The following is a 16,574-nucleotide window of genomic DNA, read 5'->3' on the forward strand; positions in this document are numbered from 1 at the left end:
ACCTGGAGCCCTGCATGACCCTCGATCGCGATGCCGCTTCCCATGTAGCCGAGGTTTTGTCCGAAGCACTGCCTTACATCCGCCGCTTCGTCGGCAAGACCCTGGTGATCAAGTACGGCGGCAACGCGATGGAGAGCGAGGAGCTCAAGACCGGCTTCGCCCGTGACATCGTGCTGATGAAGGCCGTGGGCATCAACCCGGTGGTGGTGCACGGTGGCGGGCCGCAGATCGGCGACCTGCTCAAGCGCCTGTCGATCGACAGCCACTTCATCGACGGCATGCGTGTCACCGACGCGGCGACCATGGACGTGGTGGAGATGGTCCTGGGCGGCCAGGTGAACAAGGACATCGTCAACCTGATCAACCGCCACGGTGGCAGCGCCATCGGCCTGACCGGCAAGGACGCGGAACTGATCCGCGCCAAGAAGCTGACCGTCACCCGCCAGACTCCGGAGATGACCACCCCGGAAATCATCGACATCGGCCATGTCGGCGAGGTCGTGAGCGTCAACACCGACCTGCTGAACATGCTGGTCAAGGGTGACTTCATTCCGGTGATCGCGCCGATCGGCGTGGGCGCCAACGGCGAGTCCTACAACATCAACGCCGACCTGGTGGCCGGCAAGGTGGCCGAGGCGCTGAAGGCCGAGAAGCTGATGCTGCTGACCAACATCGCCGGCCTGATGGACAAGCAGGGCGAGGTCCTCACCGGGCTGACCACCGAGCAGGTCAACGAGCTGATCGCCGACGGCACCATCTACGGCGGCATGCTGCCGAAGATCAAATGCGCGCTGGACGCAGTCCAGGGCGGCGTCAACAGCTCGCACATCATCGACGGTCGCGTGCCGAATGCCGTGCTGCTGGAGATCTTCACCGACAGTGGCGTGGGCACCCTGATCACCAACCGCAAGCCACGCTGATCGGCTCCTGACCCCATCGCGGGGCAAGCCCGCTCCCACAAGGCCCTCAAACGCCGACGTGGGAGCGGGCTTGCCCCGCGATGAGGCCAGCAAACACAGCACAAAAAAGGGCGACCTCACGGGTCGCCCTTTTTCATTTACAAGCCGGAATCAGATCCCGTACTGCGCGCGGTACGCCTCGACCGCCGGCAGGTGCTGCTTGAGCTGCGGATCGTCAGCCAGGAATTCCAGCACCTGGGTCAGCGAGACGATGCTGACCACCGGGATACCGAAGTCGCGCTCGACTTCCTGGATCGCCGACAGCTCGCCATTGCCGCGCTCTTCGCGGTTCAGCGCGATCAGCACGCCGGCGGCCTTGGCCTGCTGGGCGTTGATGATCTGCATGACCTCGCGGATGGCCGTGCCGGCGGTGATCACGTCGTCGATGATCAGCACGTCACCGGCCAGCGGGGCACCGACCAGGCTGCCGCCCTCGCCGTGATCCTTGGCCTCTTTGCGGTTGAAGCACCACGGCACGTCGAGCTGGTGCTGCTCGGCCAGGGCCACGGCGGTGGCCGCCGCCAGGGGAATGCCCTTGTAGGCCGGGCCGAACAGCACGTCGAAGGGGATCTTGCTGTCGACGATGGCCGCCGCGTAGCAACGCCCCAGCTGGGCCAGCGCGGAACCTGTGTTGAACAGGCCGGCATTGAAGAAGTACGGGCTGGTACGCCCCGATTTCAAGGTGAACTCACCGAAGCGCAGAACGCCGCGATCGATGGCAAAACGGATGAAGTCGCGCTGATACGGCTGCATGAAAGGTCCCGGACACCACGGATTTAGCTAAATGTGTTGAGCTCGGGTATCATACACGCACGAGATTTTTGGGGCCATTTATGCGGATCATCAGTGTGAACGTAAATGGCATTCAGGCTGCGGCCGAGCGTGGATTGCTCAGCTGGCTGCAAGCCCAGAATGCCGACGTCATCTGCCTTCAGGATACCCGCGCCTCGGCCTTTGAACTCGACGACCCAGCTTTCCAGCTCGATGGCTATTTCCTTTACGCCTGCGACGCGGAGGTGCCCACCCAAGGTGGCGTGGCACTGTACTCGCGCATGCAGCCCAAGGCAGTCATCACCGGCCTGGGCTTCGAGACAGCCGACCGCTACGGGCGTTATCTGCAAGCAGATTTCGACAAAGTCAGTATTGCCAGCCTGCTGCTGCCTTCGGGCATGCACGGCGACGAAGACTTGAACCAGAAGTTCAAGTTGATGGACGACTTCGCCAAGTACCTGGACAAGCAGCGTCGCAAGCGTCGCGAATACATCTACTGCGGCTCGTTCTACGTGGCGCAGCAGAAGCTCGACATCAAGAACTGGCGCGACAGCCAGCAGTCGGTCGGCTTCCTGCCGCCGGAACGCGCCTGGATGGACGCCATCGTCGGCGACATGGGTTATGTCGACGCCCTGCGCGAAGTCAGCCGCGAAGGCGACCAGTACAGCTGGTGGCCGGACAACGAGCAGGCCGAGATGCTCAACCTGGGTTACCGGTTCGACTACCAGATCCTCACCCCAGGCCTGCGCCGCTTCGTGCGCAACGCCCGTCTGCCACGCCAGCCGCGCTTCTCACAGCATGCGCCGCTGATCGTGGACTACGATTGGACGCTGACCATCTGAGGATGGCGCGCAGAAAAAAGCCGACCCATGGGTCGGCTTTTTTGTGCCTATCTGATTGGTCGCCAGATCCAGGGATAGCGATACGGCTTCCCTTCGTTGGCCCTGACCGCCGCCAGGATGATCAGGATCAGCACCGCCACCATCAGCGCGGCGAACAGCACGATGCCGATGAACACGAACATCAGCAGGAAGCAGACAAACCCGGCGAGGGTCACGCTGATCTGGAAGTTCAGCGCCTCCTTGCCCTGGGCATCGATGAACGGATCCTGCTCGCGCTTGAGGTGCCACAACACCAACGGGCCAAGCAGATGCCCAAGGGGCATCACCAGGCCCAGCAGCGCGGACAGGTGGCAGAACATCGCCCACTGCCGGACTTCGGCACTGGGTGGGGTGATCGGCAAGTCCACATCGCTCATGTTGCGCACCTTCCTGGCGTGTCGTCAGTCGGCCAGCGCGGCCTGCTGCAGTTCGAAGATCTCGGTCATGCCCTTCTGCGCCAGCGCCAGCATGGCGTTGAAGTCCTCTGGCTGGAACGGCGCGCCCTCGGCGGTGCCCTGCACTTCGATGAAGCCACCGGCACTGGTCATGACCACGTTCAGGTCGGTCTCGGCGGCGGAGTCCTCGAGGTAGTCGAGGTCGAGCACGGCCTCGCCCTGGTACATGCCCACCGACACCGCGGCGATCATGTGCTTGAGCGGGTTGCCGCCCTTGAGGCCGCCACGCTTCTTGATCACCGCCAGGGCGTCGCACAGGGCGACCATGGCGCCGGTGATCGAGGCGGTGCGGGTACCGCCGTCGGCCTGGATCACGTCGCAGTCGACGTACAGGGTGATGTCGCCGAGCTTGCTCATGTCCAGCGCGGCGCGCAGGGAGCGGCCGATCAGGCGCTGGATTTCGAGGGTGCGGCCACCTTGCTTGCCGCGGCTGGCCTCGCGCTGGTTACGCTCGCCGGTCGAACGCGGCAGCATGCCGTATTCGGCGGTGAGCCAGCCTTGGCCCTGACCTTTGAGGAAGCGGGGAACACCATTCTCGACGCTGACCGTGCAGATGACCTTGGTGTCACCGAACTCGACCAGTACCGATCCCTCGGCGTGCTTGGTGTAGTTGCGGGTAATGCGGATCGAGCGGAGCTGATCGGCGGCGCGACCACTTGGACGTTTCATCTGGGATACCTGTACCGGGACTTTGAATCTGCCGAGCATTATAGAGCCCGCCGCCCGCCGAAGGCACGCCTGTCGTCGTACCCGCGCAGCCTGTCGCCTTTTCCGACAGGCCCGAGGAGGGTCGGTAGCATGGGTGGATTGGGCGCCCGGGCCGCACTGCGCTACAATCCTGCGCCTTGCAGCCGACAGGCTCCCCGTTCACCTGAATACGCGAGGTACTCCCCATGGTGCATAGCATGACCGCTTTTGCTCGTGTCGAGCGCGCTGGCAGCCAAGGCACCCTGGTCTGGGAGCTGCGTTCGGTCAACCACCGCTATCTGGAACCCCACCTGCGCCTGCCCGAAGCGCTGCGCGACCTCGAAGGCGCGGTACGCGAGGGCCTGCGCCAGGGCATTTCCCGTGGCAAGGTCGAGTGCACCCTGCGCCTGAGCGAGGACAACGCCGGCAAGCCGCTGCAGGTCGACCGTGAGCGCGCCGCGCAACTGGTCGCCGCCGCCGAGACCGTCGCCGGCCTGATCAAGCAGCCGGCGCCGCTCAACCCGCTGGAAGTGCTGGCTTGGCCAGGCGTGCTGGTGGCCGACGCCAGCGATCCGCAGGCGCTCAACGCCGAAGCCATCGCTCTGTTCGACGAGGCGCTGGCCGAACTCAAGGCGGGCCGTGAGCGCGAAGGTACCGAACTGGCCCGACTGATCAACGAGCGCCTGGACAGCATGGCCGGCGAAGTCGCCACCCTGCGCACCCTGGTGCCGCAGATGCTGGCCGCGCAACGACAGAAGGTCCTCGATCGCTTCGGCGATATGAAGGCCGAGCTCGACCCGCAGCGCCTGGAGCAGGAAATGGTCCTGCTGGCGCAGAAGAGCGACGTTGCCGAGGAGCTGGATCGCCTCAGCACCCACGTCACCGAGGTGCGCCGGGTGCTCAAGTCCGGCGGCGCCGCCGGCCGGCGCCTGGACTTCCTGATGCAGGAGCTCAACCGCGAAGCCAACACCCTCGGCTCCAAGGCATTCGACCCGCGCAGCACGCAGGCGGCGGTCAACCTGAAGGTGCTGATCGAACAGATGCGTGAACAAGTACAGAATATCGAGTAAGGCCACCCCTACCATGAATCACAGCAGCGGCACCCTCTACATCGTTTCGGCCCCGTCCGGCGCCGGCAAGACCAGCCTGGTCACGGCCCTGATCAAGGACGACGCCAACGTGCGCGTCTCGGTCTCCCACACCACCCGCGCCATGCGCCCGGGCGAGGAACACGGGGTGAACTACCACTTCGTCGTCCACGAGGAGTTCAAGGCGTTGATCGCCCAAGGCGACTTCCTCGAGCACGCCGAGGTGTTCGGCAACTTCTACGGCACGTCGCGCAGCGCCCTGCAGGAAACCCTCGACCAGGGCTACGACCTGATCCTGGAAATCGACTGGCAAGGTGCCCAGCAGGTGCGCAAGCTGATGCCCGAGGCGCGTTCGATCTTCATCCTGCCGCCAAGCCAGGAGGCCTTGCGTCAAAGGCTGGATGGTCGTGGGCAGGACAGTGAGGAGATCATTGCCGGACGTATGAAGGAAGCGGTCAGCGAGATGGTGCACTACGACGAGTATGAGTACGTCATCATCAATGACGACTTCGGCGTGGCGCTGGAGGAATTGAAGGCGGTGTTCGCCTCGAATCGCCTGTTGCTGAAGAAACAGCAGGCGCGGCATGGTGAGTTGCTCAAGCAGCTGATCGGCTGAAGACCGCCGGGGCCTCTGCGAGGCCCTATCGCGACACAAGGCCGCTCCTACAGGTACGGTGCAGAATCTGAAACTGCGCTGTACCTGTAGGAGCGGCCTTGTGCCGCGAAAGGGGCGCAGAGCGCCCCCAGCTTCATTCCTGCAACTGAATGGTCGCCTGCTGACGCAGGGTCGCCCCCAGGAAATACGCCGGCGCCCGCAACCGCGACAGCATCATCAGCACGATCCCCAGTGCCGAGATGATCGCCGCGATCACGAATACCAAGCCCAAACCGCCCACATGCGAGCCGCTGCCGAAGTCCGGCGAAGCGCTGTCGATCGCCGTGCGCACGAAGATCACCGACAGGATCACCCCACCCACCAGCGGGCAGACGCCGCGCATGAAGAAGTGGCGCACGCTGTCGAACAGGCTGCGGCGGAAGTACCACACGCAAGCGAACGCGGTCAGCGAGTAATAGAAGCAGATCATCATGCCCAGAGCGGTGATGGTGTCCGCCAGCACGTTCTCGCTCAAGGTACGCATGGTCACGTAGAACAGGCCCGCGGCGATACCGGCACAGATGGTCGCGTAGCGCGGCGTCTGCGAACGCGGGCAGACCGTGGCGAAGCGCTGCGGCACGGCGCCGTAGTAACCCATGGCGAGCAGGGTGCGCGCCGGCGAGACGAAGGTCGACTGCAGCGAGGCGGCGGTGCTGGCCAGCACCGCGATCGACATCAGGATCGCCAGCGGCCCCATGACCGGGCCGGCCAGGTGGGCGAACACGTTCTCCTGGATGCGCGGGTTGCCCAGGCCCAGGCCATCCTCGCTGATCCCGGCGAACTGCAGGGTGGCGATGGCGGTGAGCAGGTACAGGCCAAGGATCAGCAACACCGTCCAGGTGGCGGCCTTGCCCGGCACTTCCTCACTGCCGATCGACTCCTCGCTGACGGTCAGGCACACATCCCAACCCCAGAAGATGAAGATCGACAACGACAGGCCCGCGGCGAACGCCGAGAACGACTCGACGCCGAACGGGTTGAACCAGGCAAGATCGAATGCCAGCGGTGGCGGCGCCGTGGTCTCGCCGAAGGCGGCGAAGGCGAAGCCGATCAGCACCAGCAGCTGCAAGGCCACCAGGCCGTACTGCACGGTCATGGTAGTGGCCATGCCGCGACAGCAGATCCACACCGCCAGGGCGATGAACACGCAACAGGTGATAACGTTGACCAACAGGTTGTCCGCCAGCGCCGCCAGCTCCTGGTTGCCGGTGATCTGGGCCAGGAACAGGTAGAAGAAGTCCACCGCCACGCCCGCCAGGTTGGACAGCACAATGGTGGTGGCGACCACCAGCCCCCAGCCGCCGATCCAGCCGATCATCGGACCGAAGGCCCGGGCCGACCAGGTGAAGGAGGTGCCGCTGTCGGGCTCGGCCGAGTTCAGCTCGCGGTAGCCCAGGGCTACCAGCAGCATCGGCAGGAAGCCGACGATGAACACCGCCGGCAGGTGGGCGCCGACTTCGCGCACGGTCGGGCCGAGCGCGCCGGTCAGGGTATAAACCGGGGCGATGGTGGAAATGCCCAGCACGACGCTGGCCAACAGGCCGAGGCGGCCCTTGGCCAGGCCCTTGCTGCGCTGGGTGTTGCCCGAGTCGGACGCCGCGTCGGGTGGGCGTCCGGCTTCTGTGTATTCATTCATGAGTCTGTGCCGTAACTATTGGAATTGTTCTCACAGGCCCGCCGTAGAGGGCCCGCTTTCACTCATTGAAAGCTCGTGGTGGGGGCACGGTCATCCTGGACCTTCGGCTAACGTCAGCGTGTTTCCTGACGCACACCCTCCCGAGCAGCATGGGCAATGCAAGCCTCGCGGAACGCCTCGAACAGGCGCAGCGAGACCGGGTTTTCGGCGAAACGCCATTCAGGGTGCCACTGCACGCCGACTACAAAGCCCGGCGCATCAGGCATCGACACCGCTTCGATCAGGCCATCCGGGGCCCGTGCCTCGACACGCAGGCCCGGGGCCAGGCGGTCGATGCCCTGGCTGTGCAGCGAGTTGACCTCGAACTGCGCAGCCAGGCCCAGGCGCTCGAACAACCCGCCCGCGGTGACCGCGACGGGATGACGAGGGCCGTATTGCACCTCCAGGGGTGCGTCCTCAGGTTCGCGGTGGTCCAGGTAGCCGGGCAGTTCCTGCACGCGCTGGTGCAGGCTGCCGCCAAGGGCCACGTTTAGTTCCTGGAAGCCACGGCAGATGCACAACACCGGCACACCGGCGGCAATGGCCGCCTGCAGCAGCGGCAAGGTCAGGCGATCACGTGCAAGATCGTGCCGGGTACCTTCCGCGCTGGGGGCGCCATTGTAATGATGCGGCTCGACATTTGAAGGCGAACCGGTAAAAAGAATGCCATCGAGCCGGGCCAGCAGCGCCTGGGTGTCGCTGCCGCCATCACGCGCCGGCAGGATCAGCGGCAGCCCGGCAAAGCCCGCGGCCTCGACATACTTGTCGCCCACCGTGTGCGACGAGTTCTTCCCCACCTGCTGACGGCAGGCGCTGACACCGATCAAGGGGACCGCAAATGCGCTCATGGGCTTACACCGTGTGCAGGTACCAGTTGTACTCGAGGTCGGAGATCGACACTTCGAACTCGGCCAGCTCGCTCTCCTTGCAGGCCACGAAGATGTCGATGTAGTCCGGGCTGATGTATTGGTTGAGGACTTCGCTGTCGTCCAGCGCGCGAAGGGCGTCGCGCAGGTTGTTAGGCAGGCTCTGTTCCAGCTGTTCGTACGAGTTGCCTTCGATCGGCGCGTCCGGCTCGACCTTGTTGGTCAGGCCATGGTGGATGCCGGCAAGGATCGCCGCGAGCATCAGGTACGGGTTGGCGTCGGCACCGGCCACGCGGTGCTCGATGCGCACGTTCTCGCTGCTGTCGGTCGGCACGCGGACCGCCACGGTGCGGTTGTCCAGGCCCCAGCTCGGCGCGTTGGGCACGTAGAACTGGGCGCCGAAACGGCGGTAGGAGTTGATGTTCGGGCACAGGAACGCCATCGACGCCGGCATGGTCTCCAGCACGCCGCCGATGGCATGGCGCAGGGTCTCGCTCTGCAGCGGGTCGTCGTGAGCGAAGATGTTCTTGCCGGTCTTCTTGTCCAGCAGCGAGATGTGCACGTGCAGGCCGTTGCCGGCCTGACCCGGGTAGGGCTTGGCCATGAAGGTCGAGTCCATCTCATGGTCGTAGGCGACGTTCTTGATCAGGCGCTTGAGCAGGATCGCGTAGTCGCAGGCCTTCAAAGGATCGGCGACGTGGTGCAGGTTGACCTCGAACTGCGCCGGGGCGCTTTCCTTGACGATGGCGTCGGCGGGCAGGCCCTGCTCCTTGGCGGCTTCGAGCATGTCCTGCAGGCAGTCGGCGTACTCGTCGAGGTCATCGATCAGGTACACCTGGGTCGACTGCGGGCGCTTGCCCGAAATCGGCGAGCGCGGCGGCTGCGGACGGCCGTTGAGGTTGTCCTGGTCGATCAGGTAGAACTCCAGCTCGAACGCGGCGCAGATATCCAGGCCCAGGTCGTCGAACCGGCTCACCACCTGGCGCAGCACCTCGCGCGGGTCGGCGAAGAACGGCGCGCCGTCCAGCTCGTGCATGGTCATCAGCAACTGCGCGGTCGGACGCTTCTGCCACGGCTCGTCGCAGAGCGTGCCGGGAATCGGGAAACAGATGCGGTCGGCGTCGCCGATATCCAGGCCCAGGCCCGTGCTTTCGACGGTCGAGCCGTTGATGTCCAGGGCGAACAGCGAGGCCGGCAGGTTGATGCCCTTCTCGTACACCTTGTGCAGGCTGGCGCGCTCGATGCGCTTGCCGCGCACCACCCCGTTCATGTCGGAGATCAGCAAGTCGACGTACTGGGTATCCGGATGGGCATCCAGGAACTCATTCATCTCGCGGGAAGAACTGGCGCACGGGGAGACCGACGTCATGGCTGTACATCCTTTGATTCGGAGCGGCGATGTGGGGAACTGCGGATGACGCCTCGTAAGGCGACGATGGTGCTGCTGTTGTTCTTTTCACTGGCCCATCGTTGGGGGCTGATCGCCGACCGGCTGCATTGATTCCCGGGGGCCGTTTCACTATAAAATGGCCCCAACGCAACAGACATTGGCATTTCGGCAAGCAGAGCGTGCATCGATGCAATATCAGATCAACCATGCGGACCTCGCCCTGGTCCTGGCACTGGAGCGCGGCCGCTCCCTGGCCAAGGCCGCCGAACTGCTCAAGGTCGACGTTTCCACGGTCTTCCGTTCGATCCGCCGACTGGAGTCGGCGCTGGGCACCGCGCTGTTCGTCAAGAGCCGCAAGGGCTACCTGCCCACCGACACCGCCCAGGCCCTGGCCGAGCAGGCCGAGCGCGCCGAACAGGCGCTGGACGCAGCGCGCATCGCCCTGACCAGCGGCGAGCAGGTGGTCAGCGGCACCGTGCGCCTGACCTGCACCGAGGCGGTGCTGCACAGCCTGCTGCTGCCGGCACTGGCCGAGTTCATGCCCAACTACCCGGCGCTGTCGCTGGAAATGGGCACCTCCAACACCTTTGCCAACCTCAGCCGTCGCGATGCCGACATCGCCCTGCGCCTGACCAACACGCCGCCGGAACACCTCGTGGGCCGCTGCCTGGGCTCGACCTCCTACGTGGTCTGCGGCCTGCCGGCGCTGCGCGAGCGCCTGCAGGAGTCCGCCGCCAGCGTGCCCTGGATTGCCCCCGACGACTCCATGCAGGACCACGCCACGGTGGTCTGGCGCAACCAGCATCACCCGGGGCTGATTCCGCGCTACCAGTGCAGCGGCATGTCGACCATCGCGCAACTGGTGACCACCGGCCTGGGCGTGGCGGCACTGCCCGACTACATGGTCCACGACCTGCCCGGCGTCGAGGCGCTGAGCGGCCCGCTGCCCGGCTGCGACACCCAGTTGTGGTTGCTGACCCGACCCGATTGCCGCGCCCTGCGCTCGGTACAGACGCTGTTCGAGGAGCTGACCCCGCGCCTGCGCGACGCAATGTTGCGTTAACGCGTCAGGGGCGGTTGTGTCGGCGATGGACGGCAGGCTATTGTCGGGCATCGGCGGTGGGCTCCAGTTGTCTGGATCGGCCCTATCGCGGGGCAAGCCCGCTCCCACGCTGCCCGTTTCGGGAACACATTGGTGGGAGCGGGCTTGCCCCGCGATAGAAGCGCCACAGGCACACCCGACAAAACAGCCCTTCCCTATTGGCTGGTGATTTTTTAAACTATCGAGTCCGCCTGCCCATTCTGGGCGCACGCCTACCGCATTTGCTACTGAGGAAGACCATGGCCCGCGTAACTGTTGAAGACTGCCTGGAACACGTGGATAACCGCTTTGAGCTGGTCATGCTCTCGACCAAGCGCGCCCGCCAGCTGGCTACCGGCGGCAAAGAGCCACGCGTTGCGTGGGAAAACGACAAGCCAACCGTCGTCGCCCTGCGTGAAATCGCCGAAGGCATCGTCACTCCAGAGTTCATCGCCGCCGAAGAGATCGTCACCGAGGATCCGGTATTCGCCGCGTTCGAGGACGAGAACAACGAGGCCGTCTGATTGATGCCCAGTCGACACCGTGCGGCGCAAGGCCCTCTTCTTCAGCAAGAGGTGAAACCATGCCGGGTATAGAAGCCCTCGCCGAACGGCTGTCGACTTACCTGGGCCCCGAACAGGTCAACCTGGTTCGTCGGGCCTACTTCTACGCCGAACAGGCCCACGATGGCCAGCGCCGCCGCAGCGGCGAGCCCTACGTGACCCATCCGCTGGCGGTCGCCAGCATCCTCGCCGACATGCACATGGACCATCAAAGCCTGATGGCGGCCATGCTGCACGACGTGATCGAAGACACCGGCATCGCCAAGGAAGCCTTGAGCCAGCAATTCGGCGAGACCGTCGCCGAGCTGGTCGACGGGGTCAGCAAGCTGACCCAGATGAACTTCGAGACCAAGGCCGAGGCACAGGCCGAGAACTTCCAGAAGATGGCCATGGCCATGGCCCGCGATATCCGCGTGATCCTGGTCAAGCTGGCCGACCGCCTGCACAACATGCGTACTCTGGAAGTGCTGTCCGGCGAAAAACGCCGGCGCATCGCCAAGGAAACCCTCGAGATCTACGCCCCCATCGCCAATCGCCTGGGGATGCACACCGTGCGCGTCGAGTTCGAGGACCTTGGCTTCAAGGCCATGCACCCGATGCGCTCGTCGCTGATCCACCGGGCAGTCAAGAGCGCGCGGGGCAACCGCAAGGAAATCGTCGCCAAGATCGAGACCTCGCTGGCCAACTGCCTGGCCGCCGACGGCATCCAGGGCGAGGTCAGCGGCCGGCAGAAACACCTCTATGGCATCTACAAGAAGATGCGCGGCAAGCGCCGCGCCTTCACCGAGATCATGGACGTGTACGCCTTCCGCATCATCGTCGACAAGGTCGACACCTGCTACCGCGTGCTCGGCGCCGTGCACAACCTGTACAAGCCGCTGCCGGGCCGGTTCAAGGACTACATCGCGATCCCCAAGGCAAACGGCTACCAGTCGTTGCACACCACGCTGTTCGGCATGCACGGCGTGCCCATCGAGATCCAGATCCGCACCCGCGAAATGGAAGAGATGGCCAACAACGGCATCGCCGCGCACTGGCTGTACAAGTCCAACGAGGAAGAGCAGCCCAAGGGCAGCCACGCCCGCGCCCGTCAGTGGGTCAAGGGCATCCTCGAGCTGCAGCAGCGCGCCGGCAACTCGCTGGAATTCATCGAGAGCGTGAAGATCGACCTGTTCCCGGACGAGGTCTACGTCTTCACCCCCAAAGGCCGGATCATGGAGCTGCCCAAGGGCTCCACCGCCGTCGACTTCGCCTACGCGGTGCACACCGACGTCGGCAACAGCTGCATCGCCTGCCGTATCAACCGCCGCCTGGCGCCGTTGTCCGAACCGCTGCAGAGCGGCTCCACCGTCGAGATCGTCAGCGCCCCGGGCGCCCGGCCGAACCCGGCCTGGCTCAACTTCGTGGTCACCGGCAAGGCGCGCACGCACATCCGCCACGCCCTCAAGCAACAGCGCCGCTCCGAGTCCATCAGCCTCGGCGAGCGCCTGCTGAACAAGGTGCTGACCGGCTTCGACAGCAGCCTGGAAAAGATCCCCCAGGAACGCATCCAGTCGATCCTTGCCGAGTACCGCCTGGAACTGCTCGAGGACCTGCTCGAGGACATCGGCCTGGGCAACCGCATGGCCTACGTGGTCGCCCGCCGCCTGCTGTCCGCCGAAGGCGAGCAACTGCCGGCGCCGGAAGGCCCGCTGGCGATCCGCGGCACCGAGGGCCTGGTGCTCAGCTACGCCAAGTGCTGCACCCCGATCCCCGGCGATCCGATCGTTGGCCATCTGTCGGCCGGCAAGGGCATGGTCGTGCACCTGGAAGACTGCCGCAATATCAGTGAAGTCCGCCACAACCCGGAGAAGTGCCTGCAGCTCTCCTGGGCCAAGGACATCACCGGCGAGTTCAACGTCGAACTGCGCGTCGAACTGGAACACCAGCGCGGCCTGATCGCGCTGCTGGCCAGCAGCGTCAACGCCGCCGACGGCAACATCGAGAAAATCAGCATGGACGAACGCGACGGCCGTATCAGCGTGGTCCAACTGGTGGTCAGCGTGCACGACCGCGTGCACCTGGCCCGCGTGATCAAGAAGCTGCGCACCTTGACCGGCGTGGTCCGCATCACCCGGATGCGTGCGTAGTCCGCCAACCGCAAGGAGTCATCATGAGCAAGACCGTCATCACCAGCGACAAGGCCCCTGCCGCCATCGGCACCTACTCGCAAGCGATCAAGGCTGGCAACACCGTGTACATGTCGGGCCAGATCCCGCTCGATCCGAAGACCATGGAACTGGTCGAAGGCTTCGAGGCCCAGACCGTCCAGGTGTTCGAGAACCTGAAGTCGGTGGCCGAAGCCGCTGGCGGTTCGTTCAAGGACATCGTCAAGCTGAACATCTTCCTCACCGACCTGAGCCACTTCGCCAAGGTCAACGAAATCATGGGCCGTTACTTCGAACAGCCTTACCCGGCCCGCGCCGCCATCGGCGTAGCTGCTCTGCCGAAGGGTGCCCAGGTCGAGATGGACGCCATCCTGGTCCTCGAGTAATACCCCCGGTGACGGGCGCCACGCCCGTCACCACCCTCTCCTGCCCCAAGGTTTCCTCCATGCGCCACGCATTGCCTCTCGCGCTGGCAGCCCTGCTCCTGGGCGGCTGCGCCAGCCACAAACCCGAAGACTTCAACGGCACCTGGATCAACCAGGCCGCCATCGACGCCGCCCGCAAAGGCACCAGCCTGCGCCAGGCCCTCGACGCCCAGGGCCCGGTGTTCGAGTGGAAGATCGACGTCAAGAACCAGCAGGCCAGCTTCAGCAACGGCTTCGAGGCTGCCGACGGGCGCCTGAGCGCCAACGAGAAGGACTGGCAGGTCAGCTTCGAAGGTGGCCTGGTCGAACAGCTCAAGCTCGACGGCGACGAGTTGCTGGCAATTGACCCGTCCGGTCACCAGCAGACCTTCGTGCGCAGCGAAGGCCCACAGAACACACCGCTGGGCGGCAGCTTCGAGAAGGCGCTGTACCAGCAATACCTGGGCGGCGACTGGAAGATCGTCGAAGGCCAAGGCAAGGGCGCCGTGGTGCGCTTCAGCGACACCGGCAACGTCACCGGCCTGCCCGGCCCCGACCGCTTCGCCCTGTGCCTGGCGGGTGACTGCGCGACCATGGGCGATGGCAACGACAGCCTGTGGCTGGAGCGCAACCAGCGTGGCGCGCCGTGGATCTTCAAGCGCGACGGCGACACCCTGGAAATCTTCCAGGCGGTGAACCGCGCCCAGCCGGATGAAATGCCGCAACTGGCCGCCGGTGCGCGGCAGTGGGTGCTGGAGAAAGACTGAAGCACGCACGCCCTCTGTAGGAGCGGCCTTGTGCCGCGAAAGGGCTGCGAAGCAGCCCCAGGATCTCAGAGTTGCCGGGGCCGCTGCGCGGCCCTTTCGCGGCGCAAGGCCGCTCCTACAGGGGGGGGCGCATCAAGCCTTGAAGGTTAGTTTCTTCCCTCGAGAATGGCCGCATACCCCTCTTTATAGCTCGGGTACTGCGGCACCCATCCCAACGCCCGCGCCCGCGCATTGCTGCAACGCTTGCTGCCGGTACGCCGCACCCGCTGCTCATCCGACCACTGGGTAACGCCCAGGTACTCACGCAACCAGGCCACCACCTCGGCCAGCGGCGCCGGGTCGTCATCCACGCCGATATAGCAGTCATCCAGGGCAACACCCCGGGCATCGGCCCGCAACAGGTGCGCCATCAGGCCTGCGGCATCCTCGGCATGGATGCGATTGCCGTACAACGGTGGCTCCTCGGCCACGCGATAACCCTGGCGCACCTGACTCAGCAACCACTCGCGCCCCGGGCCATAGATGCCGGTCAGGCGCACGATCGTCGCGGGAATGCCGCTGTCCAGCGCCAGTCGCTCGGCCTCGAGCATCACCTTGCCGGAATAGCCCTCGGGCTGCGTGGATGCCGCTTCGGCAATCCATTCACCGTCCTGCTGCGCATACACGCTGCTACTGGACACGAACACCAGGCGTCGCGGCCGCTGCCCTTTCGCCGCCAGCCATCCCAGCACATGGCGCAAACCTTCGACATAGGCCGCCTGGTAGCCGGCTTCATCGTGCTGGCTGGCCGCCACGCAATACACCAGGTAATCAGGCCCCTGCTCAGGCCAGGCGCTCGGTATCTGCGGCTCGGCCAGATCGGCGGCGATCGGCCGAACCCCTTCGGGCAGCTGATCGACCGAACGGCGCAAGCCGCTGACCTGCCAGCCTTGAGCAAGCAGTTGGCGGGCCAGGCGGCTGCCTACATCACCGCAACCCACGATCAAAGCTGAAACGTCTGACATACCAAACCTCCTAATGCGAAAGGCACAGGCTATCGGGTTAGCGCGATAAACGGCTATACCAAGGTCAAAAAAAGCAACAGTATTACTTTTGTTAACAAGAATTACTTGCAATAATGGCGACCCTGTCTGTTCTCGGCCTGCTTCGAGGCCTTGAAGAACTCAACCCATTTCTCTTCATCAGGTCCGGCCAGCATGACACGTACTCAACCTTCCGCTTCGCCAACCCCGTCGCGCGCCTGGCGCGCCATTGCCGCGCTGATGTTCAGCCTGGTACTGGCCCCGGCAGCCATGGCCGATGAGCCTGTCGCCGCTACCCCGGCACCCGCCGCTGCCGCCGCCCCGGCCACGCCAGCCGCCGAAGGCCAGGCACCGGTTGCCGCGCCGATCGCCGCGCCTGCTGACGCAAATGCTCCGGTGGATGGTCAGGTTCCAGCCGACGAGAACGTGCAGGCGATGGTCGAAGACACCTCGCTGGGCATGGCCCACGACCTGTCCCCGTGGGGCATGTACAAGAACGCCGACGTGGTGGTGAAGGCCGTGATGATCGGCCTGGCCATCGCCTCGATCATCACCTGGACCATCTGGATCGCCAAGGGCTTCGAGCTGATGGGCGCCAAGCGCCGCCTGCGTGGCGAGATCGCCGCCCTGAAGCGCTCGGTAAGCCTGAAAGAGGCCAGCGAGGTGTCGAACAAGGAAGGCACCCTGGCCCACACCCTGGTGCATGACGCCCTCGAAGAGATGCGCCTGTCGGCCAACGCCCGCGAGAAGGAAGGCATCAAGGAACGCGTCAGCTTCCGCCTGGAGCGCCTGGTAGCCGCCAGTGGCCGGACCATGAGCAGCGGCACCGGCGTGCTGGCCACCATCGGTTCCACCGCACCCTTCGTCGGTCTGTTCGGCACCGTGTGGGGCATCATGAACAGCTTCATCGGCATCGCCAAGACCCAGACCACCAACCTCGCCGTGGTCGCCCCGGGCATCGCCGAAGCCCTGCTGGCCACCGCCCTGGGCCTGGTCGCCGCGATCCCGGCCGTGGTCATCTACAACGTCTTCGCCCGCTCCATCGCCGGCTACAAGGCACAGGTGTCCGACGCCTCCGCCCAGGTGCTGCTGCTGGTCAGCCGCGATCTGGACCACCAGGGCAGCGAGCGCGCCGCCCCGCACATGGTGAAAGTGGGGTAAGC

Annotated in this window: 17 protein-coding genes; 10 read left to right on the forward strand and 7 right to left on the reverse strand. The window is 65.0% G+C overall.

Translation table 11 applies throughout. The features are described from left to right. Positions 1-14: 14 nt before the first annotated feature. Complete coding sequence (gene argB / locus V0R62_RS07275; protein ID WP_028689938.1) at positions 15-920, forward strand: acetylglutamate kinase; 906 nt, start codon at positions 15-17, stop codon at positions 918-920. Between the two features lie 150 nt (positions 921-1,070). Here argB and pyrE read toward each other — a convergent pair whose 3' ends face one another. Then, positions 1,071-1,712, reverse strand: a complete 642-nt coding sequence (gene pyrE / locus V0R62_RS07280; RefSeq protein WP_011536401.1) for an orotate phosphoribosyltransferase — start codon at positions 1,710-1,712, stop codon at positions 1,071-1,073. Between the two features lie 80 nt (positions 1,713-1,792). On the opposite strand from pyrE, the gene V0R62_RS07285 reads away from it, so the two are divergent. Beyond that, positions 1,793-2,572, forward strand: coding sequence for an exodeoxyribonuclease III (locus tag V0R62_RS07285; RefSeq protein ID WP_028689942.1), 780 nt, complete (start codon positions 1,793-1,795; stop codon positions 2,570-2,572). Positions 2,573-2,619: 47 nt separating this feature from the next. Here the strand turns inward: V0R62_RS07285 and V0R62_RS07290 are convergent, their stop codons facing one another. Both V0R62_RS07290 and rph read right to left on the reverse strand, forming a co-directional pair. Beyond that, positions 2,620-2,988 (reverse strand): DUF4870 domain-containing protein, encoded by a 369-nt coding sequence (locus V0R62_RS07290; protein ID WP_280082373.1) that lies wholly within the window; start codon positions 2,986-2,988, stop codon positions 2,620-2,622. 24 nt (positions 2,989-3,012) lie between these two features. After that, positions 3,013-3,735 carry a ribonuclease PH gene (gene rph / locus V0R62_RS07295; protein ID WP_009681991.1) on the reverse strand — a complete coding sequence of 241 codons (723 nt, stop codon included), beginning with the start codon at positions 3,733-3,735 and terminating at the stop codon, positions 3,013-3,015. A gap of 224 nt (positions 3,736-3,959) precedes the next feature. Between rph and V0R62_RS07300 the strand changes: the two genes are divergently transcribed. Beyond that, complete coding sequence (locus V0R62_RS07300; protein ID WP_330103290.1) at positions 3,960-4,823, forward strand: YicC/YloC family endoribonuclease; 864 nt, start codon at positions 3,960-3,962, stop codon at positions 4,821-4,823. 13 nt (positions 4,824-4,836) lie between these two features. Then, positions 4,837-5,457 (forward strand): guanylate kinase, encoded by a 621-nt coding sequence (gmk, locus tag V0R62_RS07305; protein WP_028689945.1) that lies wholly within the window; start codon positions 4,837-4,839, stop codon positions 5,455-5,457. Positions 5,458-5,590: 133 nt separating this feature from the next. Here the strand turns inward: gmk and V0R62_RS07310 are convergent, their stop codons facing one another. The 3 genes from V0R62_RS07310 to V0R62_RS07320 form a co-directional block, all read right to left on the reverse strand. After that, on the reverse strand, positions 5,591-7,132 hold the full coding sequence (locus V0R62_RS07310; RefSeq protein ID WP_330103291.1) for an APC family permease: 1,542 nt from the start codon (positions 7,130-7,132) through the stop codon (positions 5,591-5,593). Between the two features lie 113 nt (positions 7,133-7,245). After that, complete coding sequence (locus tag V0R62_RS07315; protein ID WP_330103292.1) at positions 7,246-8,019, reverse strand: gamma-glutamyl-gamma-aminobutyrate hydrolase family protein; 774 nt, start codon at positions 8,017-8,019, stop codon at positions 7,246-7,248. A gap of 4 nt (positions 8,020-8,023) precedes the next feature. Continuing rightward, complete coding sequence (locus V0R62_RS07320; RefSeq protein ID WP_050707534.1) at positions 8,024-9,406, reverse strand: glutamine synthetase family protein; 1,383 nt, start codon at positions 9,404-9,406, stop codon at positions 8,024-8,026. Between the two features lie 208 nt (positions 9,407-9,614). On the opposite strand from V0R62_RS07320, the gene V0R62_RS07325 reads away from it, so the two are divergent. The 5 genes from V0R62_RS07325 (at position 9,615) to V0R62_RS07345 (ending at position 14,389) form a co-directional block, all read left to right on the forward strand. Next, entirely contained in the window at positions 9,615-10,490 is an 876-nt protein-coding gene (locus V0R62_RS07325; protein ID WP_186712296.1) for a LysR family transcriptional regulator, read from the forward strand. A 278-nt stretch (positions 10,491-10,768) separates the two neighbouring features. Further along, positions 10,769-11,032, forward strand: a complete 264-nt coding sequence (gene rpoZ / locus V0R62_RS07330) for a DNA-directed RNA polymerase subunit omega (protein ID WP_008091595.1) — start codon at positions 10,769-10,771, stop codon at positions 11,030-11,032. A 59-nt stretch (positions 11,033-11,091) separates the two neighbouring features. Continuing rightward, positions 11,092-13,200, forward strand: coding sequence for a bifunctional GTP diphosphokinase/guanosine-3',5'-bis pyrophosphate 3'-pyrophosphohydrolase (gene spoT, locus V0R62_RS07335; protein WP_028689950.1), 2,109 nt, complete (start codon positions 11,092-11,094; stop codon positions 13,198-13,200). Between the two features lie 23 nt (positions 13,201-13,223). After that, on the forward strand, positions 13,224-13,604 hold the full coding sequence (locus V0R62_RS07340) for a RidA family protein (protein ID WP_028689951.1): 381 nt from the start codon (positions 13,224-13,226) through the stop codon (positions 13,602-13,604). A 59-nt stretch (positions 13,605-13,663) separates the two neighbouring features. Beyond that, positions 13,664-14,389, forward strand: a complete 726-nt coding sequence (locus tag V0R62_RS07345) for a hypothetical protein (RefSeq protein ID WP_062575608.1) — start codon at positions 13,664-13,666, stop codon at positions 14,387-14,389. Between the two features lie 146 nt (positions 14,390-14,535). On the opposite strand, the gene V0R62_RS07350 is transcribed toward V0R62_RS07345, so the two are convergent. Further along, entirely contained in the window at positions 14,536-15,393 is an 858-nt protein-coding gene (locus V0R62_RS07350; protein ID WP_330103293.1) for an SDR family oxidoreductase, read from the reverse strand. 192 nt (positions 15,394-15,585) lie between these two features. Here V0R62_RS07350 and exbB point away from each other — a divergent pair, with 192 nt between their 5' ends. After that, positions 15,586-16,572, forward strand: a complete 987-nt coding sequence (gene exbB, locus V0R62_RS07355) for a tonB-system energizer ExbB (RefSeq protein WP_330103294.1) — start codon at positions 15,586-15,588, stop codon at positions 16,570-16,572. Positions 16,573-16,574 lie beyond the last annotated feature (2 nt).

The sequence above is a fragment of the Pseudomonas carassii genome (genome assembly GCF_036324045.1).
In the GTDB taxonomy this organism is placed as follows: Bacteria; Pseudomonadota; Gammaproteobacteria; order Pseudomonadales; family Pseudomonadaceae; genus Aquipseudomonas; species Aquipseudomonas peradeniyensis.